General features: G+C 72.8%; 18 protein-coding genes. 9 read left to right on the forward strand and 9 right to left on the reverse strand.

Features of this window, described 5'->3' with window-relative positions:
- The first annotated feature begins 1 nt into the window (after window position 1).
- Window positions 2-877, forward strand: coding sequence for an alpha/beta fold hydrolase (locus ACSIH6_RS29405; protein WP_435111579.1), 876 nt, complete (start codon window positions 2-4; stop codon window positions 875-877).
- A 31-nt stretch (window positions 878-908) separates the two neighbouring features.
- Here ACSIH6_RS29405 and ACSIH6_RS29410 read toward each other — a convergent pair whose 3' ends face one another.
- A complete protein-coding gene (locus ACSIH6_RS29410; protein WP_435111580.1) occupies window positions 909-2,468 on the reverse strand; it encodes a sodium:solute symporter in 1,560 nt (519 codons plus the stop codon).
- A 31-nt stretch (window positions 2,469-2,499) separates the two neighbouring features.
- Window positions 2,500-3,690, reverse strand: a complete 1,191-nt coding sequence (locus ACSIH6_RS29415) for an anhydro-N-acetylmuramic acid kinase (RefSeq protein WP_435111581.1) — start codon at window positions 3,688-3,690, stop codon at window positions 2,500-2,502.
- Window positions 3,691-3,980: 290 nt separating this feature from the next.
- On the opposite strand from ACSIH6_RS29415, the gene ACSIH6_RS29420 reads away from it, so the two are divergent.
- Entirely contained in the window at window positions 3,981-4,247 is a 267-nt protein-coding gene (locus tag ACSIH6_RS29420; protein WP_435111582.1) for a hypothetical protein, read from the forward strand.
- Window positions 4,248-4,447: 200 nt separating this feature from the next.
- Here ACSIH6_RS29420 and ACSIH6_RS29425 read toward each other — a convergent pair whose 3' ends face one another.
- Window positions 4,448-5,011 (reverse strand): dihydrofolate reductase family protein, encoded by a 564-nt coding sequence (locus ACSIH6_RS29425; RefSeq protein ID WP_435111583.1) that lies wholly within the window; start codon window positions 5,009-5,011, stop codon window positions 4,448-4,450.
- A gap of 55 nt (window positions 5,012-5,066) precedes the next feature.
- On the reverse strand, window positions 5,067-5,441 hold the full coding sequence (locus ACSIH6_RS29430) for a hypothetical protein (RefSeq protein ID WP_435111584.1): 375 nt from the start codon (window positions 5,439-5,441) through the stop codon (window positions 5,067-5,069).
- Between the two features lie 165 nt (window positions 5,442-5,606).
- Between ACSIH6_RS29430 and ACSIH6_RS29435 the strand changes: the two genes are divergently transcribed.
- The 5 genes from ACSIH6_RS29435 to ACSIH6_RS29455 all read left to right on the forward strand — a co-directional run bounded on the left by ACSIH6_RS29435 (window position 5,607) and on the right by ACSIH6_RS29455 (window position 10,603).
- Entirely contained in the window at window positions 5,607-6,557 is a 951-nt protein-coding gene (locus tag ACSIH6_RS29435; RefSeq protein WP_435111585.1) for an MSMEG_6728 family protein, read from the forward strand.
- 213 nt (window positions 6,558-6,770) lie between these two features.
- A complete protein-coding gene (gene mug / locus ACSIH6_RS29440) occupies window positions 6,771-7,316 on the forward strand; it encodes a G/U mismatch-specific DNA glycosylase (RefSeq protein ID WP_435111608.1) in 546 nt (181 codons plus the stop codon).
- Between the two features lie 428 nt (window positions 7,317-7,744).
- Window positions 7,745-8,815, forward strand: a complete 1,071-nt coding sequence (locus tag ACSIH6_RS29445) for a CPBP family intramembrane glutamic endopeptidase (protein WP_435111586.1) — start codon at window positions 7,745-7,747, stop codon at window positions 8,813-8,815.
- Between the two features lie 16 nt (window positions 8,816-8,831).
- Window positions 8,832-10,001: a sensor histidine kinase gene (locus ACSIH6_RS29450; RefSeq protein ID WP_435111587.1), complete on the forward strand. Its 1,170-nt coding sequence runs from the start codon at window positions 8,832-8,834 to the stop codon at window positions 9,999-10,001.
- Window positions 9,998-10,603, forward strand: a complete 606-nt coding sequence (locus ACSIH6_RS29455; protein ID WP_435111588.1) for a response regulator — start codon at window positions 9,998-10,000, stop codon at window positions 10,601-10,603. Before ACSIH6_RS29450 ends, ACSIH6_RS29455 begins: the two co-directional genes overlap by 4 nt.
- A 170-nt stretch (window positions 10,604-10,773) precedes the next feature.
- On the opposite strand, the gene ACSIH6_RS29460 is transcribed toward ACSIH6_RS29455, so the two are convergent.
- From ACSIH6_RS29460 to ACSIH6_RS29470, 3 genes are all read right to left on the reverse strand, one after another.
- On the reverse strand, window positions 10,774-11,688 hold the full coding sequence (locus tag ACSIH6_RS29460; protein WP_435111589.1) for a MerR family transcriptional regulator: 915 nt from the start codon (window positions 11,686-11,688) through the stop codon (window positions 10,774-10,776).
- Between the two features lie 179 nt (window positions 11,689-11,867).
- A complete protein-coding gene (locus ACSIH6_RS29465) occupies window positions 11,868-12,158 on the reverse strand; it encodes a hypothetical protein (RefSeq protein WP_435111590.1) in 291 nt (96 codons plus the stop codon).
- A gap of 26 nt (window positions 12,159-12,184) precedes the next feature.
- Complete coding sequence (locus ACSIH6_RS29470; RefSeq protein WP_435111609.1) at window positions 12,185-13,330, reverse strand: UDP-N-acetylglucosamine--N-acetylmuramyl-(pentapeptide) pyrophosphoryl-undecaprenol N-acetylglucosamine transferase; 1,146 nt, start codon at window positions 13,328-13,330, stop codon at window positions 12,185-12,187.
- Window positions 13,331-14,097: 767 nt separating this feature from the next.
- On the opposite strand from ACSIH6_RS29470, the gene ACSIH6_RS29475 reads away from it, so the two are divergent.
- Window positions 14,098-17,244: an AfsR/SARP family transcriptional regulator gene (locus ACSIH6_RS29475; RefSeq protein ID WP_435111591.1), complete on the forward strand. Its 3,147-nt coding sequence runs from the start codon at window positions 14,098-14,100 to the stop codon at window positions 17,242-17,244.
- Window positions 17,245-17,841: 597 nt separating this feature from the next.
- Window positions 17,842-19,968: a tetratricopeptide repeat protein gene (locus ACSIH6_RS29480; protein ID WP_435111592.1), complete on the forward strand. Its 2,127-nt coding sequence runs from the start codon at window positions 17,842-17,844 to the stop codon at window positions 19,966-19,968.
- Between the two features lie 4 nt (window positions 19,969-19,972).
- Here the strand turns inward: ACSIH6_RS29480 and ACSIH6_RS29485 are convergent, their stop codons facing one another.
- Window positions 19,973-20,578 carry a hypothetical protein gene (locus ACSIH6_RS29485; RefSeq protein ID WP_435111593.1) on the reverse strand — a complete coding sequence of 202 codons (606 nt, stop codon included), beginning with the start codon at window positions 20,576-20,578 and terminating at the stop codon, window positions 19,973-19,975.
- Window positions 20,575-21,810: a hypothetical protein gene (locus ACSIH6_RS29490; RefSeq protein WP_435111594.1), complete on the reverse strand. Its 1,236-nt coding sequence runs from the start codon at window positions 21,808-21,810 to the stop codon at window positions 20,575-20,577. Before ACSIH6_RS29490 ends, ACSIH6_RS29485 begins: the two co-directional genes overlap by 4 nt.
- Window positions 21,811-22,327: the final 517 nt, after the last annotated feature.

Below are 22,327 nucleotides of genomic sequence, written 5' to 3' on the forward strand. Positions count from 1 at the left end.
GATGCGCACTCCAGCCCCCGCGTACACGACCGGCTCGGTGACCTCCCGCGACGGCACCGTTCTGGGTTACCGGCGACTGGGCACCGGACCGGCGGTCGTGCTCGTGCACGGGTCGATGATGTCCTCCGCCAACTTCATGGGGCTGGGCGCCGCGCTCAGCGCCGACTTCACCGTGTACCTGCCCGACCGCAGGGGCCGCGGGCTGAGCGGTCCCCACGGCCCCGGCTTCACCTTGGAGCGCGCCGCCGAGGACGTGGCCGCGCTCGTGGAACACGCCGGAGCGCGCGACGTCTTCGGGCTCAGCGCCGGCGCCGTCCCCGTCCTGCGCTGGGCCCTCACCTGCCCCGAGGGGTACCGCGTCGCCCTGTACGAGCCGCCCCTGCCGGTCGGGGGCTCCTCGCCGACGGCCTGGTTGGAGCGCTACGAGCGCGAGATGGCCCGGGACCGGCTGGCCGCCGCGCTGGTGACCGTCGCCCGCGGGACGCAGGACTCCCCACTCATGGAGGTGCTGCCCCGGTGGCTGCTGGTTCCGCTCATGGGTCTGGCGCTGCGCGCCCAGGAGCGGCAGGGCGGCGACGAGGTTCCCCTGCGGAACCTGGTCCCCACCGTGGGCGCGGACGCCCGGATGGTCCGGGAGGCGACCGGACTGGTCGGGGACGCGGCCACCGTGCGCGCCGACCTCCTCCTGCTCGGCGGCAGCCGGAGCGCGCGCTACCTCAAGAACGCGCTGGACGCGCTGGAGGCCGCCGTCCCCCGGGCCCGGCGGGTGGAGCTGCGGGGCCTGGGGCACCTGGCCGCGGACAACGGCGGACGGCCCGACCGGGTCGCCCCCGCCCTGGCCGACTTCTTCGGCGCCCGTCCGGTGCCCCGCCCCTGATCCGCCGGGCCGGGAAACGGCCCGGGCAGGGTCAGGACCGCTCCCCCTCGTCCGCCGGTGAGGGGTCCCCTCCGGCGCGGGGAGCCTGGCCGGTTCCGGTGTCGGAGGGCTCCCCGGGCGCGGGCGCCTCCTCGGGGCGGGGCGCCGCGTCGCGGTGGCGCAGCGACAACAGGTAGCCCAGGCCCAGCACGATGGCCGTGCCGATGGCCGTGTACCAGGTGAAGCCGACCAGGTCGGGCTGGAAGAGGAACAGCCAGACCATGGTCGCCACCGCGACCGCGAAGGAGACCGTCGCGTCGAGCTGGCGGGCTCCGCGCACCCACAGTCCCAGGAAGAACGCGCCCAGCAGGCCGCCGTAGGTCAGGCTCGCCACGGACAGGCCCAGCTCCACAACCGGGTTGTCGGTACCGGTGAACATCGCCGCCGCCCCGATGAAGACCAGCCCCCAGCCGAGGGTGAACAGCCTGCCCAGCCGCAGGCCCTGGGCGTCGGTGAGCGTGCGCCTGCTGAACCGCTCGTACAGGTCGGCCATGGTCGAGGAGGACAGCGCCGACAGCGAGGACGACAGGGTGCTCATCGCCGCGGCCAGGATCCCCGCCAGCAGCAGGCCCGACAGGCCGACCGGCAGCCCCTCGACGATGAACGTCGGGAAGAGCTCGTCGGAGTTGGCCAGGCCCAGCTCGTCCACCGAGGCGCCCTCGAAGTAGGCGTACAGCGCCAGGCCCACGGTCAGGAACAGGGCGAACTGGAAGAACACCACGACGGCGCTGCCGATCACCGCCTTCTGGGCGTCGCGCAGGCTGCGGCAGCCCAGCAGCCGCTGCACGATGATCTGGTCGGCGCCGTGGGAGGCGGTGGAGAGCAGGGCGCCGCCGAGGACCGCGGTGACCGTCGCGTAGGGGGCCGAGATCGGGTTCGAGGTGAAGTCGAGGAACTGGGTCTTGCCCGCGTCGGCGGCCACCGCCAGGAAGTTCACGTCGAGGCTGCTCGTGATCACCACCAGGGCGGCGACGCCGCCGACCGCGTACACCGTCATCTGGAGGACGTCGACCCAGACCACGGCCCGGATACCGCCGACGAGGGTGTACAGGACCGTGACCACGCCGAGCAGCGCGATGATCGCGAAGTAGGACAGGTCGATCCCGTAGGAGTCCAGGATGATCTTGACGGGGATGGCCGCAGCGAACAGCCGCACCCCGTCCGCGAGCAGCCGCGTGAACAGGAACGCGACCGAGGCCGTGCCCTGCATGCCGCGGCCGAAGCGGATGCCGAGGTAGGCGTAGGCCGTGGTCATCTCGCCCCGGTAGTAGCGGGGCAGCAGCACGAAGGCCACGACCACCCGCCCGATCAGGTAGCCGACCGCCACCTGGAGGAACGTGACGTTGCCCAGGTAGGCCACGCCGGGGATGCTGATCACGGTCAGGGCGCTGGTCTCGGTGGCCACCACCGACAGGCACACCGCCCACCAGGGCAGCTGCCGGTTGCCGATGAAGTAGTCCTTGACGTCGCGCTGGCGGCCGGACAGCCTGAGGCCGAGCCAGGCCGAGCCCAGCAGGTACACCGCGATGACCACGAGGTCGATTGTCTGCACTGCGCTGCTCCGGGTGGTGGGGGGCGGGGGCTTACCGGTCCCGTGCCTCGACGCGCAGGCGCGCGGGGACGGTGGCCGCGGGTTCGGGGAGCCGGAGCGGCGAGGCGCCCGGTGTGAGACGTCCGGCCACCGGCGCGCGGCGGGCACCGGTGCAGGAGGGCACGGAACCGGGGAGCCCGTGCCAGGTGAGGAAGCCGATCAACGCGAACAGGTAGGCCTCCTTGGCGTCGCTGTCCAGTCCCAGGGCGTCGAACGTGGCCAGGCGCGCCGGGCGGAGCCGGTCGGCGAGGCGTTCCATGAGGACCGGGTTGCGGGTGCCACCGCCCGAGGCGAGCGCCTCGGTCACCCCGTGGGGGCGCAGCGCGTCGGCGACGGTGGCGGCGGTGAGTTCGACCAGGGTGGCCATCAGGTCCCCGTCGCCGGGCGTGCCGGTGGTGCGCAGCGCCGCGTCGAGGTAGCCGGGACCGAACAGCTCCAGCCCGGTGGTCTTGGGCGGGGGCAGGCGGTAGTAGGGCTCGGCGAGCAGGTGCTTGAGCAGGGCGGGGTCGGGACGGCCGGAGCGGGCGATCGCCCCGTCGGCGTCGAAGTCGGCGCGACCGCCGCTCACCCGGCGCGCGGCGGCGTCGAGCAGGGCGTTGCCGGGGCCGGTGTCGAAGGCCAGCGGCGGTTCCCCGCCCCGCAGGACGGTGACGTTGGCGATGCCGCCGAGGTTGAGGGCCGCGGTGGGTTCGGGGCGTGCGCCGAGCAGGAGGGCGTCGAGCACGCTGGCCAGCGGCGCGCCCTGCCCGCCCGCGGCCACGTCGGCCGTGCGCAGGTCCGAGACCACGGGCAGGCCGGTGGCCTCGGCGATCCATGCGGGCTGGCCCAGCTGGAGGGTGCCGTGGACCGTGGCGCCGTCGGCCCAGTGATCGGCCCAGTGGAACAGGGTCTGGCCGTGCGAGGCCACCAGGTCGGCCCGTCCCCCGGCGAGCTCGCCGACCGCGCGCAGCGCCGCGTCGGCGAACGCCCGGCCGACGCGGGTGTCGAGCTGGCAGACGGTCTCCATGGTCGTGCGGGCCGGGGGGAGGGCGCCGCGGATCATCTCCCGCAGGTCGCGCGGGTAGGGCGCGGTGCGGTGCCCCAGCGGTGTCAGGAGGACGAGGTCCCCGTCCAGGGCGATGCGGGCGGCGGCGACGTCGATGCCGTCGGCCGAGGTTCCCGAGGACAGGCCGATGACGATCACGCGGCCCCCGTCCGGGGGCGACGGGTCCGGGCGGTCGCGGGAGGTCTGGGCCCGGCCGTGGGAGGTCTGGGCCCGGCCGTGGAGGCGGGCGGTCCGGCGGCAGACCTGGGGGCGGGGAACCCGGGCCCGGCCGTGGGAGGAGGCGGGTCCTCCGGCCGGGCTCGGTGGACCTGACCCGCGGAAAACCCGTGGACACCACCCATGCGACCAGCCCTCCCGGTCTCGGAACGCGTACCAGCGGTATACCGCGCGTCGCGGCGCGTCAACCGTTCCCGGCGACCGGTACGGCGGTGTCCCCTGGTGCCGACGTGGTGGACAGCGTGGGCCAGACCGGCTCCGACGGCGGCCTGCCGGACGTGTCGGCGGTACCGACCGAGGAGCCGCGCGCACGGTCGGGGGAGCCGTTCACGCTGCCCGGCACCGGGGACGAGGGCAGCTGGCGGGTGCTGACCACCGCCCGGGAGGACGGCGGCGTCTTCGTGACCGCCCAGTTCCTGGGCTGGATCGAGGACCCCTCAGCGGCGCGTGTGCGGAGCTGGCCGCCGGAATGGGGGTGATCGGCGTCGAAGGCCAGTGGGGGTTGAACCCGGTGGCGGTGTCGTGTTCGCCGTTCCCGACCTCACCGGTCTGCGGATCGAAGCAGTCGGAGACGGTGCGGGCGGGCTGCCCGTCAGCCTCCCGGCCTTGGAGGACCGAGCTCGCGGTCGAACGCCTGACCGGCTGGCCCGTTCCTCCCAGAACCCGGCGGACGGGTCGGCTAGCGCGCCACCCGGTAGCGGAGGTAGACCACTTTCGAGTCGAAGGTGCGGGTCTCGATGAGTTCGAGGCTCACCCGGTGCTCGCGTTGGGGGAAGAAGGGAGTGCCACCGCCGACCAGCACCGGGTGGACCCTGGTCCGGTACTCGTCGATCAGGCCCAACGCGGCCGCCTCGGCGGCGAGAGCCGCGCCGCCGATCGCGATGTCGCCCTCCCCCGGATCGGCTCGCAATCGCTCGATCTCCTGCGCCAGGCCACCGGATGCCAGCCGGGCGTTTCCCCGCACCTCCGACAGGGTGGTGGAGAACACCACCTTCGGGAGCGCTTTCCAGATCGCGGCGAATTCGAGCGTCGAGTAGTCGAGCGACGGGTTCTGGTCGGCGGTCTCCCAGTACAGCATGGTCTCGTAGAGCCGTCGTCCCAGCAGATGGACGCCGGCCTCTCGTACCTCGTCGGTGGCGAGGCGAAAGACCTCCTCGTCGGGCTCCGCCCAGTCGATGGAGCCGTCCGGCCCGACGACGTAGCCGTCCAGCGACACGGCCATCGAGTAGGTCACTCTGCGCATCAGAAGTCCTCCTCCGTAACGGCTTCGACAGTATGACCACCGGACACCGCAGGACTCATCGCGACTCGCGGGATCCTCTGGGCCGAGTCACCTCACCGCTCCAGGATCCGGTGCGGGTCAGGGACCGGGCAGTCTTGGGGTTCGGGCACGGTGGTGCGGACCTTCTCGCGCGCAGGACGCTCAGCGAACCCACCTCACCGGGCTTCCGGGCGACGGCGGCGATCCGCTCGGCGAGCTGCTCACCCGCGGCCCGCGCCCCCGTGTCGCCCGCGGCCCCGGCCCGGGACACGGCCGACTCCAGGAGTTCGGTGGCGGTGCCGCTGGCGACCAGGTCCTGGTAGAGGTCGGCGTAGGCCTCCTCGTCGAGGTTGTGGAAGTCCTCGTCGGCAAGGAAGCGCTCCTTGAGCGCCCCGCTGCCGCCCATGGACATCCCGCCACCGGCCGCCTCCCGCCCCGGGTGCGGGCATTCCCTCCGGCGGTTCCATCCCCTCGGGGAAGAGCGAACCGGCGGAAGGGATAACACCGGCGGCGGGCGGGTAGCCGACCGCACGACGGGCCTGACCGGCGAGAACGCCGCGGGCCGGACGGGGGGACGATGCAGACCTTCCTGCCCCATCCCGGGTTCGCCGAGTGCGCGCGGGTGCTGGACGACCGCAGACTGGGCAAGCAGCGGGTGGAGACCATGCAGGTGCTGCGGGCCCTGGTGTGGCCCGAGTACGGGTGGAAGCGCCACCCGGCCGTGGCGATGTGGCGCGGTTTCGTGCCCGCGCTGGTGGGTTACGGAGTGGCGGTGTGCCGTGAGTGGCGCCGCCGCGGGTACGCCGACTCGGTGCTGCCCTCGCTGCTGGCCTTCACCGGGGGCCGCGTCCCCGAGGAGGAGGAACTGTGGGAGCGTGACATGCTCCCGCCGTGGCTGGGGGACGGTGCGCTGCACCTCTCGCACCGCTCGGCCCTGGTGTACAAGGACCCGGCGCACTACGAACCGCTGTTCCCCGGCACGCCCGGCGGCCTGCCCTACGTCTGGCCCCGGCCGGTCTTCCCCCGGTGGCCGCTGCGGCGCGGCACCTCCGCGGCGACACCGGTCGAGGAGGCCGCGGAACTGCTGGAGGCGGTCGCGCTGTCGGACGGGCAGGCCGCCGCCCTGGAACGGCTGGTCGACGGACGCAGCGCGTCGCTGCGGCTCACCGGCACCGGCGACACCCTGCCCGGCCTGCTCGCCGGACTGTGCACGCCCGGCGAGACGCTGTGGCTGGTGCCCGGACCGCCGCCGCCCAGGCCGAGGGGGAGCAGCGCCGCCCCGGGCCCCTCGGAGGCGGTGGGGCGGACCAGCCGGTCGACCGCGCGGCAGCCCGGTCCCGAGGACGAGGCGGCGATGCGCGAGGAGGTCAACGAACCCGAGTTCCGGTTTCGCAGGGTTCCTCCCGGGGACGGGGCGGAGGCACCCGTGCCGCTCTCGGCCGGGCTGGTCGTCCTCGACGGCGCCGAACTGCCCGAGCCGCGCTCGGCCCCGCTGGTGCTGCGCCTGTTGCCCGCGGTGGACGCCTAGGGTCGTTCCCAGGGGCGGTGCTTGGGGCGGAGTGGTCCCGGGCAGGAGACTCCGACAGCGACGCGGTCGTCCGCGTCACCGACCGCGCACACGAGAGGGCGGCACATGGATTCCGCGAGCGGACGAGCCAAGGGCGTGTCGAAGGCCGAGACCCCGCCTTCGCGCGCACGTTCCGCCTCGCCCAGGCGGACGCCCGGCCCGAGCAGGGCGGAGCTGGAGGCGGCCCGGGACAGGCTGGTCCCGGACGTGGTCGCTGAGGACCTGCGCGTGCTCTTCTGCGGGATCAACCCCGGCCTGACCTCGGGCGCCGTCGGACACCACTTCGCCAAGCCGGGAACGCGTTTTTGGCCCTCCCTGTACGGGTCCGGCTTCACTCCGCGCCAACTCAGGCCGGACGAGGAGGACGAACTCCTGTCCCTGGGCCTGGGCATCACCAACGTCGTCGAGCGGACCACGGCCCAGGCGGACGAGCTGAGCCGGGAGGAGATCGTGGAGGGCGGGCGCAGGCTGCGGGGGAAGGTCCTGCGGTGGCGGCCCCGGTGGCTGGCCGTCCTGGGCGTGACCGCCTACCGGGAGGCCTTCGCCGACCGCCGCGCGACGGTGGGGCCCCAGGACACGGAGATCGGCGGCACCCGGGTGTGGCTGCTGCCCAACCCCAGCGGCCGCAACGCGCACTGGCAGCTGGGGCCGCTCACCGAGGAGTTCGCGCGCCTGCGTCGCGCCGCCGGGACACCGGATTGGTCCGGCGGGACGGCCTGACCTCGGCCGCCCGGCACGCCGAAGCACCTCACCACGCGAGGGCGCACGCCGACCGGTGTGCCCATCCGCACCCACCGTTCCCCGGCCGGGTGCGCGGACACCGCGGCCTCGGTGTCCGGAAGGTGGAGCAGCACACGCCCGTCCTCGGTCACCGAGGCGAAGCCCCTGCCGCGCACCGAGAACGCGACCATGCCGAAGTGGACGCCCTCCTCGGCCTCCGGGAGGGCGAGCGCGGCCTTGCGCGGCTGGGACAGAGTGGTCACGGGGGCGATGCTGGACGTCCCCGCCGACATACGGCCGGTGCGCGCCCGGGCCGCGCGAGCCCCGTCGGCGCATGACATCTGTCATGCCCGTCCGGTGCGGATCGCAGGGGGAACCGGTGACCGGCGGCACCCTGTGGCGATCACGCTCCGTACTAGCGTGAAACCATGCACAGCAACGACGGCCGCTCCCCTCGGACGCCGCTCCCGCGACCGGACCCCGCGTTCTCCACGACTCCGGGTGCCGGACCGGCTCAGGCCCCCGCGCGCACGCCCTCCGCGCTCTCCTGTCCGGCCGCGCCGAGCCCGCGCCGCCGCGGTCCGCGGCCCGTCCCGCCGGGCGTGGAGTACCACCGCGTGCTCGCCGGGGACAAGCGCCGCATCGGGCGCGGCGTCCTCGCGATCGTGCTCCTGCTGGTGGGGATGTTCGCCTTCAGCGTCGTCTTCTCCCAGGCCGCCGCCCTCGTCGACACGCAGATGGACAGGACCAATCCGGCGGCGGGCGGCACCGACTACACGCCGCTCTACCACGGCGCGACCATGTTCTCGCTCGCGCTGCTCATCCCGTGGAGCATGCTCATCCAGCGGTGGCTCTACGGCGTGAAGGGCGCCTCGCTGCACTCGGTGGTGTCGGGTTTCCGGTTCGACGTGTTCGGCCGGGCACTCCTGTTCATCGGCCCCCTCTGGCTGGTCGCCTCGGTCGTCCAGAGCGTCCTCATGCCCGAGGAGCAGACCTACTGGTCGTCCGCCGACCTGGTCGGCATGTTCGCCGTCACCCTCCTGCTGACGCCCCTACAGTCCGCCGGTGAGGAGTACGGCCTGCGCGGACTGGTCTTCCGGGTCGCCGGGAGCTGGAGCCGGGGGCCGCGCACGGCGCTGGTCCTGGGCGTCCTCGTCTCCAGCCTGGCGTTCATGGTCATCCACCTCTCGACCGACCCGTGGTTCAGCCTCCTGTACTTCACGATCGCCGTCAGCCTGGCCGTCATCACCTGGCGCACCGGCGGGATCGAGGTCGCGGTCGTCGTCCACACGCTGAACAACACTCTGCTCTTCCTCCTCGACACCGCCTTGCACACCGACATCGGCGCCTCCATCACGGACCGGGCGGCGGGTGCCGGATCGCCCGCCGTGCTCGTGCCCATCGTCAGCGTCGTCGTGGTCACGGCGGTGGTGTGGGTGCGCACGCTCAGGACGGGACCGGCCCTGACCCCCGCGAACCCCCAGCCGGTGCGGGTGTGACGGAACAATGACGGCCATGAGCAACCCGCCCCTGGTCGGCGCACGCAGGTTCGAGACCTACGTGCGCTGGTCCGCCTACATAGCCGTCTCGCTTCCGTCCGGCACCCTCCTCAGGAGCGCGGTGGAGGCCGACCGGCTCACCGGAGCGCCCCTGGCCGCGCTGGTCACGGCGGGTGCGCTGTGCCTCACCCTGGTCATCGGGAACATCCTCGTCACCAGGTGGAGCATCGACGTCGTCGTCGGGCGCGCGCGGCGGTTTCGCGTCGGCGGTGTCATCGCGTGGGCGCTGGTCCTCGCGTCCTTCGTCACCGTGACCCTGACGATTCCCCTGCCCGCGATGGGCATGACCGCCGCGGCGGCGATCGGTTCGGTCGCCGCGAGCTTCGCCCCCGTCCTGCACTCTCGCCGGGCGCTGTTGCTCAACGCGGTGGCCCTGGTGCTGACCGTCCCGCTCGTGGGCGTCGCGGATCTCGCGGTCCTGCTGGTCGGGGCGGTGATGATCAGCGCTGTCCTGTGGCTGTGCTGGTCGAGCGCGTGGATGCTGCGGGTGCTGCGCGAACTCCAGGCGGCCCACGAGGACCGCGCCGCGCTCGCACTGGCCAACGAACGCCTGCGCATCTCCCGCGACCTGCACGACGTGTTCGGCCGCACCCTGGCCACGATCGCGGTCAAGAGCTCACTGGCCTCCGAACTCGTCCAGCGCGGCCACGGCGAACGGGCCGCGACGGAGATCACCGCGGTCCGCAAGCTGGCGGAGGAGGCGGGCACCGAGGTCCGCCGCGTCGTACGCGGCGAACTCCGCACGACCTGGGACGACGAGCTCTCGGGCGCCCGGTCGCTGCTCAGGTCCGCAGGCGTCCGCTGCACGGTGACCGGCGACCCCGTGCCCCAGCGGTGCGCCGAAGCGCTCGCCTGGGTCGTGCGCGAGGGCGTCACCAACCTGCTGCGCCACGCCTCGGCCACCCAGGTCACCATCGCGACCGCGAACGAGGACGCGGAGGTGCACCTGACCATCGCCAACGACGGGGCCGGTCCCCCGTGCTCCGCGCAGGACGGCGAGGGCACGGGGCTGCGCGCGATGTCCGAGCGCCTGCACGCGCTCGGCGGACGCGTCACGGCGCGCCGTGACGGAGACTGGTTCCTGCTCGACGCCGCGCTCCCGCTCCCGAAGGACACCTCAGCATGACCCGCATCCTCGTCGCCGACGACGAACACCTCATCCGCGACGCCATCGCCGGACTGCTCGACCTGGAGGAGGACTTCGAGGTCGTCGCCCAGGCGGCCTCGGGCGAGGAGGCGCTGGCCATGGCCCTCAAACTCCGCCCCGACGTGGCCCTGCTCGACCTGCAACTGCCCGGCCCCGACGGCATCGAGATCGCCCGCAGGCTCGCCACCGAGCTGCCCTCGTGCCGGTGCGTCATCGTCACCTCGCACGGCCGCCCCGGCTACCTGAAGTCGGCCCTGGCCGCGGGTGTGAACGGCTTCCTGCCCAAGACCGTGTCCTCACGCACCTTCGCCGAGGTCGTGCGCAAGGTCGCGGCCGGGGGCCGCTACGTCGATCCCGAACTCGCGGCCGAGGCGATCAGCGCGGGCGACTCCCCGCTCAGCCCGCGCGAGGCCGACGTGCTGGCCCTGGCCCGCGACGGCGCGCCCGTGGAGGAGATCGCCCGGCGCGTCTCGCTCTCCCGGGGGACCGTGCGCAACTACCTCGCGGCCGCCGTCGCCAAGCTCCACGCCGCCAACCGCCACGAGGCCGCGCGCGTCGCCGCCGAACACGGCTGGATCTGAACCGGGCCGGACCTGTTCGCGGCGGCCTTCCTGCGGGCGGGGGGAAAGGTTCGGCCACCGCGACCAGCGGTGCCGCAACCAGCGGTGCCGCAAACCACGTCCGGGCTCCGGCGGGGCCGGAGCCCGGCGCCCGGCGCCCGCCAATCCCGTGCCCGCTGACCCTGGACCCGCTAGGCCGTGTTTTGGGTAGCGGGTGAGTCCTGGGCGGACAGTTCTATGGCCAGTTCCATACAGCGCCATCGGGCTGGGGAGAAGTCGTAGGGCATCTTGCTGATGGCTTTGACCATGCTCATGGAGCCTGCCTCCCGCTTGCCGGGGATGAAGTTGCCCTCGTCATCGGTGGGAGGGGGGTGCAAAATGTCCCAGGCGTCGAAGAGGGCATCGTCGTCCTTCTCCAGGCCGGACTCCTCGATGACGGCATGCAGGGCGCTTTCGAAGGCGTGCCGTTCGGCGGCCACGTGAGCCACCCGTGGATCATCGACGGCGACACTGTCGTCGAGTGCCTCCTCGGCGCTATCGAGGCGGTCGGAGTCCTCCCGCAGAGTGGGATGCGTGGCCAAGGCGATGAAGCGGGTGGCCTGGACAGCCGCGCCGAGCGGGCCGAAGATCCGCTCAGTGACCAGCAGAGTGTCCAGGTCCGCCTGACGCAGGGAGCCCTCGGGCAGGCTCTTGAGACGGCCGGTGACGAAGTCGGAGAGCAGGCCCATCCGGCTGCCTTCGGTGCGCATCCGCTGCACGGCGGTCCGTTGCCGCCCCAGTTCTGTCTCCTGCTCGGCGAGGGTTTCCTCCAACCGCTCCAGGACGCCCGCGATACCGTCTGCGCTGTCGGCGCCGGCGGAAGCCGTGCCGGTGGTGAAGGCGTCACGGATGTCGTCGAGAGCGATCCCGGCGTCGGCCATCCTGAGAACCCACAGCAGGCGGATCATGTCCTCGTACCCGTAGCGGCGACGGCCATCGCCGCCCCGCTCAGGCTCGGGGAGCAGCCCGATCTCGTGGTAATGACGGATCGCCCGTGGCGTGGTGCCGGCGAAGGCCGCCGCGTCACCGATCTTGACCTGGCGGGGTGGCATGAAGGACGAATACACGAGCAGGGACCTTTCCTCAAGGGACCGGGACGTAGGACCACCGAACCACATGCCGCTACGGAAGGTGCAACCCCATACACACCGCCCCGCGCCAATGCCAGGAAACGCGCCCTTCCTCCGTCATGACCGCAGGCCCGTCCTTTCCTGCTGGGGCGTCCGCACGACGGCAGGCTGCGGGTTCACAGCCACTGATGAATCGCCGCGACCCGAACCGTCGCCTCGGACCGAACCGCAAGTTTGCCGAACCGGGTCGGCACGGCCCGGTGCTGCTTGAGACGGCTGATCCCGCATTCGACCGCGTGCCGGACCTGGTAGTCCTCGCGGTCGAAGACGGGCGGACGGCCACCGCCACAGCCGCGGCACCTGCGGCTTGTGCCCACCGCAGGCAGCAACGACTCCAGCACCGACCACTGCCCATCAGAAAGATCCCCTCGCCCCACATCTTGATCATCACCGTGCAGGGCGCGCACACAGGAATCCGAACCTACAACACGGCCTAACCCTGGGCCGCGGCCAGGAGGACGTCCACCAGCCGGTCGGCGGCGTCCGGACGCCCGTGCTCGCGGGCCCGTTCCGCGATCTGCGCGCGCCGCCGCGGGTCGGCCAGCAGCGGTTCCACCGCCGCCTGGAGCCCCTGGGCGTTGACTTGGTCCAGCAGCGCCACCGCCGCGCCCGACTCCTGGAGGTGGCGGGCGTTGTGGCGCTGCTCGTCGCCCGCGGACGAGGCCAGCGGGACGAACACGGCGGCCTTGCCCAGCGCGGTCAGCTCCGCGATCGTCCCCGCGCCGCTGCGGGAGACCACCACGTCGGCCAGCGCCAGCACGTCGGGGAGTTCGGGGCCCACGAAGTCCGTCAGGTGGTATCTCTCGGCGAGGCCGGGCGGGAGCTGCGCCGCACTGCGGCGCGCCTCCTCCAGGTTCGCCGGCCCGCACTGGTGCACGACGTTGGCGCGCGCGAGCAGCCAGGGCAGGATGTCGCGGATCATGCCGTTGATCTGCACGGCCCCCTGCGCCCCGCCCGTGACGTAGACGGTGGGCAGCGAGGAGTCGTAGCCGGTGAACCCGAGTTCCTTGGGCGCCCGGTCGGCCTGCCCGGTCAGCACCTCGGGGCGCACCGGGTTACCGGTGATGACCGCGTTGTCGCGCGCGGAGTCGGGCAGCAGCTCGGTCGTGGACGGGGAGGACACCGCCACACGGGCCGCGACGCGGGCGAGGACCTTGTTGGCCAGGCCCAGCCGGACCGTCTGCTCGTGCACCACGAGGGGACGGCGGCACATCTTCGCGGCCAGGCCCACGGGCACGGCCACGTAGCCGCCGGTGGCCAGCACCACGTCGGGGGCGAAGTCCGAGACCAGCGCGCGGGCCTGCGCGACGCCCCGGGGGACGTTGCTCATGTCCTTGATGTTGGCCCGCGAGGCGAGCTTGAGGGGGTTCTTCGAACGCCGGATCTTGCCGGTCGCGACCGACTCGAAGGCGATCCCGTTGGCGGCCGCGACCCGGGACTCCAGGCTGTCCGCCGTGCCCACCCACAGCACGTGCAGGGCGATCCCGGCCGCCGCCAGCCGGTCACGCAGCGCGCGGACGGCGGTGAGGGCCGGATAGGTGTGCCCGCCTGTCCCTCCTCCGGTCACGATCAGGCGCATGTCCCGTGCAGGGGGGTTGCCGCTGTTCACCAGTTCCTCCCGGAGGATGCCCCGGAGCGGGGCCGCAAGAAGCTACCGACAGAGAAAAGGGCCACACGCGAGCGGCGCGGCGCTCGTCCTGTGCCCAACAGCACCGTAGCCGCCGCCGGACCCGCCCCGGAACGCCCCCCGCTCCGGCCGGAGTGGGGACAGCCACACCGGCCCCTCCCGGAGGTGGGCCGGACCGCCAGAACACCGCCGTGGGCTCCTCACCGCGCCGACGTCCTGTCCGCCGAACGGAAACGGCACCGGTGAGAGGGAGAGCGGAGAACACGTCCGGCCATGGAACCCGCGTTCCCCGGAATATCAGGAACGCCACCGTGCCGCACGGGGAGGGTGGGACCGAGGAAGCCTCACGGGTGGGCAGCGGTTCGGCTGAACACGCGCCGGGAGTGCGTGTCCGGTCGGCCCTGAGTCCGCTCCCCGCCACACACGAAGCCCAGAAAAGGGTTTGCGCGAGGTAATTTCACACCCCGCAGCGAACGCCACCACCAGCACGTTCATCCGAAAAAGAGACAGGGGCACCCGTTTCCAGTCGAACAGACAAGAACCACACAAGCCGACTCCAGAAACATTTCAGTTTTCCCAGAACCACCTTCACCAGAAAATGCACGTGCAGAATATCGAGCACCAATACAAAGAGGACAAAGGAAGTTTCAACAATCCCAACGGGGCACACATATATGCAAGAACGATAAACGGGGGCACTTCCCAACAAGGATCCGCCGGTGAGACTCTGCGTTCTGGGTTCCATCCATCTGAGCAGCGACGGACGCCACGTCACCCTGACCACCGGCAAGGAACGCGCACTCCTTGCCGCGCTGGCACTGACCAGCCCGGCGCGGCTTCCCCTCCGGGAGTTGGCCGACCGGCTCTGGAACGGCTCGCCCCCGGAGGGGTACCGCGGCACACTGCACACCTACGTCACGCGCCTGCGGGGCAAGATCGAGGCAGTGGGGCTGGACCGCGGCATCCTGTCCCACACCGCCGAGGGCTACCTGCTGCGCCTCCCCGCCCAGGCGCTGGACTGGGAGCGCTTCCGGAGCCTGCGCTCACGCGCCCGGGCCCTGCACCAGGCGGGCCGGTCCGCCGAGGCGCGCGCGGCCCTGGAGGAGGCGCTCGCACTGTGGAAGGGGCCTCCCCTGCCCGGTGTGGGCGGGCGCTGGGTCGAGCAGCTGCGTGTGGCCATGGAACGCTCCCACCAGGACGCACTGGCGCTGTGGGCCTCGTTGGCCATCGCCGAGGGCGACCACGCGGAGGCGGTGGAGGTCCTGGGTTCGGCCCTGGTCGCCTACCCCGTCAACGAGCCCCTGCACGGCCACCTCCTGCACGGGCTCCACGCCCTGGGCCGGACCGCCGACGCCCTCGCGGCCTACCAGCGGCTGCGGGAGCGGCTGTCCGAGGAGCTGGGCGTGGACCCCTCCCCGGCGCTCCGGCGGCGGTTCGAACTGCTGCTGCGGGCGACCGCTGGCCCGGATGGGGGCGGTGAGCCGAAGGCCGCACCGCCCCCGGGCGGGAAGCCCCGGCCGATCGTCGACAACCTGGCGCGCGAGCCCCGGCACTTTCGAGGACGCACCGCACAGACGCGCCTGCTCTGCTCGCGTCTGCGGGAGACGGAGTCCGGCTTCGCCCACCTGTGGGTCGTCTGCGGGATGGCGGGTGTGGGCAAGAGCCAGTTGAGCCTGCACGTGGCCCACCGGGTCAAGGACCTCTACCCCGACGCCCGGCTGTCGGTGGACCTGCGCGGGCACGACGAGCGGCTCGCCCCCCTGACAGCGGAGGAGGCCCTCACCGAACTCATGCGCCTGCTGCGCGTCCCGGTACCGCCCACCGTGCTGAGCCTGGCCGAACGCGTCGCGCTGTGGCGCGAGCACACGCGGTCGATGCGCCTGCTGCTCCTCCTCGAAGACGCCGCCAGCGCCGAACAGGTCCTTCCGCTGCTCCCCAGCGGAACACGGTGCGCGGTGGTGATCAGCAGCCGTTTCCAACTTCCGGAGATCGACGGCGCCGACCACCTGCCGCTCGGGCTTCCCTCCGACGACGAGTGCGCCGAGATGTTCACCGCCGCCCTCGACCGGCCCTGGGGCGAGGAGGAGGCCGACACCCTCGCCGAGATCATCGACCGGTGCGACAGGCTGCCGATGGCCGTCGGACTGATGGCGAACCTGGCCCAGATCCATCCGTCGTGGTCGCCGCGCGACCTGCTGCACCGGCTGCCCTCACCCTCCTTCCCGGGATTGAGCGCCTTCCGGGTGGGGGGCCGGGACCTCTCACGCATCTTCGACGTGTCCCTGGGCGCCCTGGGCCCGAGGGCCCGGGACGCCTTCCTCCTGCTGGGGCTGCACCCCACCCGCGGCATGGACGGGCGGGTGGCGGCGGCGCTGGTCGGCCCCGACGAGCACGCCTCACGGCAGGCCCTCATGGACCTGGTGAGCGCCCACCTGCTGAACGAGCCGGAGCCCGACCGCTACGAGGTGCACGCCCTGCTCCAGGTTCACGCCCGCCACCGCGCGCACGACGGTCTGTCCCCGGAGCAGGCCCACGCGGCAAAGCAGCGGATGTACGCGGCCTATCTGGATCTGACGAGCCGGGCCGACCGGGCCCTGCACCCGCACCGGCCCGGGCGCGACAGTCACGAGCCGTCCCCGACCGGGGAGCGGTGGCCGGAGGAGAGGGCCATGGCGTGGTTCCGGCGTGAACTGGCGACCGTGCTCACCGTGGTGACGGAGGCGGACCAGCACGGCGCGGGCCGCACCGCCCTACAGCTGGCGCGGGTGGTGTGCGACCACATGGACGCGCACGGCCCCTGGCCCGAGGCGGTCACCCTGCACACCGCCATGGTGGAGTGGGCGCGCGATCACGGGGAGGACCGTGAGCGGGCCAGGGCCCACTTCGACCTGGCACGCGCGCTTCTGCGCGTGGGAGAGCTGGATCGGGCCGCAGAGCACAACCGAACGGCCCATGAGCGGTGGTCCGAGGCCGGGGATCCTCTGGGACAGGCGTGGGCCGTGGCCCAGCGGGCGATGATCTCCTTTGTCGCCAACGACTACGCGGGGAGCCGGACCCTCGTCGAGCGGGCGCTGGAGACGTTCGAGGCGTGTGGAGACCGCCCCGGACTGGTGTTCTGCCTGCGAGTGCGCGGGCTGTGCCATCTCGCGGTGAGCGCCGCACACGAGGGAATCGCCGACCTCAGCGACGCCGCCGCGGTACTGGAACGCTCGCGGGACCCGCAGTTGCTCATGGAGGTGCGGATCAACCTGGCGGGTGCCTTCCAGCAGCTGGGGTACCACCGCCAGGCCTGGGCGCTGTGCGAGATGGTCCTGACCACGGCTCGCCAGCGCGGCGACAGGCGCAAGGAGGCGTTCGCCCTGACGAACATGGGGGAGCTGTCCCTGCAACGGGGGCGACCGGAGCGGGCCGTGCCGTGCCTCCGGGAAGCCCTGGAAATCCTCGAGACCTTTCGCGACCCGTGGACGACGGGCACGGTCCTGACGACCCTGGGGGCCGCCCAGACCGCCACGGGACATCTGGCCCAGGCCCGGACCCACTTCCGCCGCGGCCTGGCCATGGGTGAGTTCCTCAATCCCCTCGCGACCGTCGACAGCCTGCTGGGGCTGGCCCGCATCGAAGCGACGGACGGAGACAGCGCACTCGTGGGCAGCTACCTACGGAGGGCGGCCTCAACGGCCGAGCGACACGGTCTGCGCAAGGAGCGGGCGGAGGCACTACGTGCCTTGGGCCAGCACCTGAGCTCGCTCGGCGAGGCGGCCGAGGGGCGCGCGTGCCTGAGCCGATCCGAGGCGATCTTCATCGAACTCGGTTCCGCCGAAGCGCAGATCGTGCGGTCACTGCTGGATATCTCACCAAACAGGTAGGAAAAGGCTTTTATCTGGCCCAAATCTCAGGATGCAATCGCTACACTCGTAGCCAGACTGACACCAGTCTGGAGCCATGTGTCTGACATGTGCTCTTTGCGGTAAAAGACGGGACGCCCCAGTTGCCTCTGGGGCGTCCCTCTTTCATCGCGCTACGACCGACCCCTGACACTGCTCCGAGGGCGACGCAGGGGCCCGACGCGAGAGATGGCGATGAAGACAATAAGTATACTCCTCCTGAGTTCCCTCCTTGTCATGACTCCGCACACCTGGGCTTACATTTGGGAAGTCCCGCTTACCCCAATGGTGGTGCTTGGCTAACCCTTAGGTTAGCTTGGCCGGCAGGGCCTGACGCCGTTGGCGTTGGGCCCTATTTCTTTTCCCGAGTACCGTTTCCGCTGGCCCCTTCCTCACGCCTTGCGAGGTCCCAAGCATGCGCACGTGCAAATGCACGATTCAACCAAGGCGAGAGCGCACGACGGTTTCAGAGAGCCGCCCGCCAGGGAAAATAAATCAACACCGAAAAAGAAGGACCTGAACTCAGCCCGCACCTTGAGCCCCTTACGCACCATTCGTCACAGGTGCTTAGGAGACCACGTGGACTCCCCCGGTCACACCTCCCCGACCACCGACGCGGGCACGCGGACCAACGCCGTGCGCGGCGACATCAGCGGAACGGCCGTCCAGGTCGGCTCACTCCACGGGGACGTGAACCTGCACCTCGCACCCGCGGCCGACCGCGTCCCCCGCCAGCTCCCCGCCTCACCCGCCGTCTTCGTCGACCGGCCCCACCCCATGCGGGCGTTGGAGACGGCCGTGTCGCGCGCGCACGCCCGGGGCCGCCACGCGCTGGTGGTGATCACGGGCTCCGCGGGAGTGGGCAAGTCCGCCCTGGCGGTGGAGTTCCTGCGCGCGCACCCGGAGCTGGGCGGCGGCGGGCAGCTGTTCGTGGACCTGCACGGCTTCTCCCCCGGGCCGCCCGCCGATCCCCACGACGTGCTGGACGTGCTGCTCCGCGCCGTGGGCGTGCAGATCGGGACGGCACCGGCGGACCTCGCCACACGCGCGGCCTGGTGGAGGTCGGCCACCGCGCACGCACCCGTGGCGCTGCTGTTGGACGACGCCCTCTCCGCGGCCCAGGTCCGCGCCCTGCTGCCCGGGGGCGAGCGCGGCACGGTCGTGGTCACCACGCGTCTGCGTCTGGCCGGGCTGCGCCTGGACGGCGGACAGTTCGTCGACCTGCCGCCGATGACGGGGGCCGAGGGCGTGGCCCTGCTCTCCGAACTCAGCGGCCACTCCCCCACCGGGGAGGCCGACCGGGAGGCCATGCACGGCGTCGTCTCCCTGTGCTCGGCGCTACCGGTGGCCGTGTGCACGGTGGCGGTCGACCACGGCACCCGCAGCCGGACCTGGCGGGACACCGAGCGACGCCTGCGCTCCGCTCCCCGTCGGCTCGACCACCTGGACACCGCGAGCAGGGAAATGGGTATGGACGTGTCCGTGCGCAGCGCCTTCGACCTGTCCTACGCCTCCCTCCCGGACTTTCCCGCCCTGCTCTACCGACGCCTGGCCTGGCATCCGGGCCCCGACGTCACCGGTGAGCTGGCCGCCCGCCTCACCGGCCGCCCGGTGGCCGAGTGCGAGGCGGGGCTGGCCGCCCTGTCCCGCCACCACCTGCTGACCGAGCACAGCGCCGAGCGCTTCTCCTTCCACGACCTGCTGCGCCTGCACGCCGCGGAGAAGGCCGAGGCCGAGGAGGAGTCCGGCGCCCGCCGCCGGTCGCTGACGCGGCTGGTGTCCGGGGTCGCCGACCTGGCGGTGTCGGCCGACGCCGTGCTGCGGCCCTACGCGGGCAACCGGGCGGTACCGGGCTCCTCCTTCGCCGACGCCGCGCAGGCCACGGCCTGGCTCAACCGGGAACGTGACAACCTCGCCGCCCTGGCCGAACTGGCGCCGGAGCTGGGAGCGCACGAACACGCGCCGCGCCTGCTGGACGGCCTGTGGTCGCTGTTCCTGCACCACGGCCAGGCCCGGCTGTGGCTGCGTGCCGCGGCGCCCGTGCTCGGGGCATCGCCAGCCGACCTGGAGGAGACGACGGTCGCGCGGCTGCTGAACAACCGCGCGCTGGTACACAGCCACCTCGCCGCTGTCGAGGAGGCGATGGCCGACCTGGACGCCGCCGAACGGGCCTGGCGGCGCCACCAGGACCTGGAACGCCTGGCCCAGACCCAGCAGCGGCGCGGCATCGTGGCCTTCCAGAACCACCTTCCCGGGCAGGCCGCCGACCACCTCGCCCGGGCGGTGGCGACGGACGAGCGCACCGGGGTCACCCACAACCTGGCCATCAGCCTGTTCATGCTCGGCCGGGCCCGCCACGCCCTCGGCGACCTCGGCCCGGCCCGCCACGCCCTGGAGCGCGCCCTCCCCCTCCTGGACGGGGACGCCTACAACCAGGCCCGGACCCGGATCGTCCTGGGCACCGTCCTCGCCGCCATGGAGGAGTTCGCGTCCGCCGCGGGGGAGCTGGAGCGGGCGCTGGAGGTGATGCGCGGGCGCGGCTCGGCCTCCGGCCAGGGCAAGGCCCTGGAGGCGCTCGGAGAACTCGCCGAACGCCGCGGGGAGCCGGGCCGGGCCCGCGAGGCCTACGAGGGGGCGGTGGCGCTGCTGCTGCCCACGGACCCGGCCAGACTGCGTGTGGAGGAACGCCTGGAGGCGTTGGGATGACCCGTCACCGGGGTGCGGCGCGCACGTACACCTCGTGGACGGGGGCGCGTCCCGGGACGGGTCCGCCGTCTCCGCCGCCGTCTCCAACGCTGTCGGCCCCTGAGGGGACCGACGGGTTCCGTGCGGGCCTGAGCACGGTGTCGGGCAGCGCCGCCAGGTGGCGACCGCTGACCAGCCACGCGTGCACGAGGACCGCGGCCGCGACCGTCCCCCATCGCTCCGCGCGCCCGATGGAGGCGCCCGGTGTGACGAGGACGAGCCCCCTCGGACTGACCAGGACGCCCCGGCCGTCCTGGCCGTGCACCCCGGCCACCAGGCACCCTGGATAGGCGCGCAGCAGTGCGCACCCCGCCTCCCGCGGCGAGGGGGTCGCGTGCCCGCAGCGGCACAGGAGGATGTCGGCGACGCCCGCCCAGGGCCGCTCGGCCGGGCGGCACGGGTCGGCGACGAGTGGGGTGTCCGGCACCGCAGGCAGGTGCCTCCCGGAGGGGGCGGGGGTGTCCGGCCCCGCGAGAGGACGCCCCCAGGACGGCTCGACGGTGAACGCGTACTCCACTGGCGCGACGGCCACCGCGTGCCGGACCCGCGCCGGGAAGGCCGCCCCGGTCACGCCGCCCACCCCCGCATGTCCCAGCCCAGCGGACGCAGCGGGCGCGCGGCGGGCAGGATGTCGGGTTCGTCCAGCCCCAGGACCTCGTAGAGCACCGTGCGCGTGCGCTGGGCGAAGCGGCCGGGGTGGGAGGTGATCCGCGCGGCCACGGCGCGCAGCGCCTCCCGCTCGGCCGTTTCCACGGAGCGCGTGGCCCGGCCCATGAGCGGGGCGTCCCCGCGCACGGACGGAAGGGTGCGCAGGACCTGCCCCATGGGCGAGGCCGTGTCCACGTCCGCCCGCCCGCCGTCGGCCACCAGCACGGGGCGCCCGGTCAGGGTGGCGTAGACGGTGGTGGAACCGTGGTCCCCCACCACCGCGTCGGCGGCCGCCAGGGCGCTGGCCCATTCGGCCTCGACCGGCACCACCTCCAGTCCCTGGGCGATGAGCGGGCCCAGCCACTGGTGCACCTGCCAGTCCCCGTGGGCCGCCCACACGTTCGGGTGCACCAGCAGACCGACCCGGCAGGACACGGACACCGCCTCCACGACCAGGCGTTCGAGCAGGGGCCGCCCGGCACCCAGCAGCGACGAGCGCCCCCACGTGGAGGCCGCCACCACCCACACGTCGTCGGGGCCCAGCCCAAGCTGGGAACGGCACCACGGGCGCCGCTCCAACGAGGCCAGGATCCGGTCCGCGGCGGCGTCCCCCACGACACGGGCGCCGCCGACCGCCTCGGGGCACGCGGAGGCCAGGCGCAGGGCCTCGTCGTCGTGGGCGAGCGCGATCCGCTCCGCGACCAGGCGGCCGTCCCGGACCAGGCCCTCGCGCCCCAGGCCGTAGGTGGCGCGGACGAGCGCGCCCTGTCGTCCGAGGTGGGCGGGGGTGAGCTTGTTGAACCCGACGCCGTGCGCGAACAGCACCACGGGCGCGTGGATCCGGTCCAGGGCCCGGCTGGTGCTGGCCGCCAGGGCGAGGTCGAAGCGGGTGTTGACCGCCTGCTGCCAGGGCACCACCACGACTCCGGCGCGCGCCAGCCAGGCGGCGAGCCCGGCGCCGAACACCTGGTCGGGCGCGACCGTGAAGACCACCTGTACGCGCGGGTCGGAGGCCACGGTCGCCACCGGGTCCATCAGCCGTTGCGCGTCGGCGACCGTGCACGCCACGGCCAGCACCCGGCGGCACCCGTCCCAGGTGGTCCACCGCCCCGCGTCCATCCCGATCGGGGCGCGGGCCCATTCCGAGTTCCCCATCCGAAGCTCCCTCCCAGCAGATTCCGCACGGATGCGGCCGTCACCGTGAGGATGGGGGATCGGACTCGACACGCCTCTGGACGCCCCGCTGGACGGCCTCGGACGCGGCACTGGACCGCGACCGCGGCCCGGGTCACTCCCGTTGGCGCCTCCCGCTGAGGTCGTTCCGCGCCAGCACCGCCACGACCAGGAACGCCCCGCTGACCAAGCGCCGGCCCGTCGGACACCAGGTAGGTCCGCGTGCCCTCGGCCGAGACCGCGAGCATCGTTGGCGCGTCTTTTACAACGTGAGAAAACTGGCTTCCCCATGATGAGAGCACAGTCACATCGACCTGCCCCTGTCCGGAAACCCGTCGGGAAAACCCCTGCCCAGAACGGCACCGAAGCACACGAACGGGAGATCTCCTGGACAGGAGCGTTGTACGGGGATCCGCCGCGTGCTGTATAACGATAGAAAAACCGCCGGGAAACGCACGGGTTCACGTGCAAGCGGACGGCCGGCGGGGCGGGCACGGCG

The sequence above is a fragment of the Nocardiopsis synnemataformans genome (assembly GCF_965343085.1).
GTDB classification, from domain to species: domain Bacteria; phylum Actinomycetota; class Actinomycetes; order Streptosporangiales; family Streptosporangiaceae; genus Nocardiopsis; species Nocardiopsis alborubida.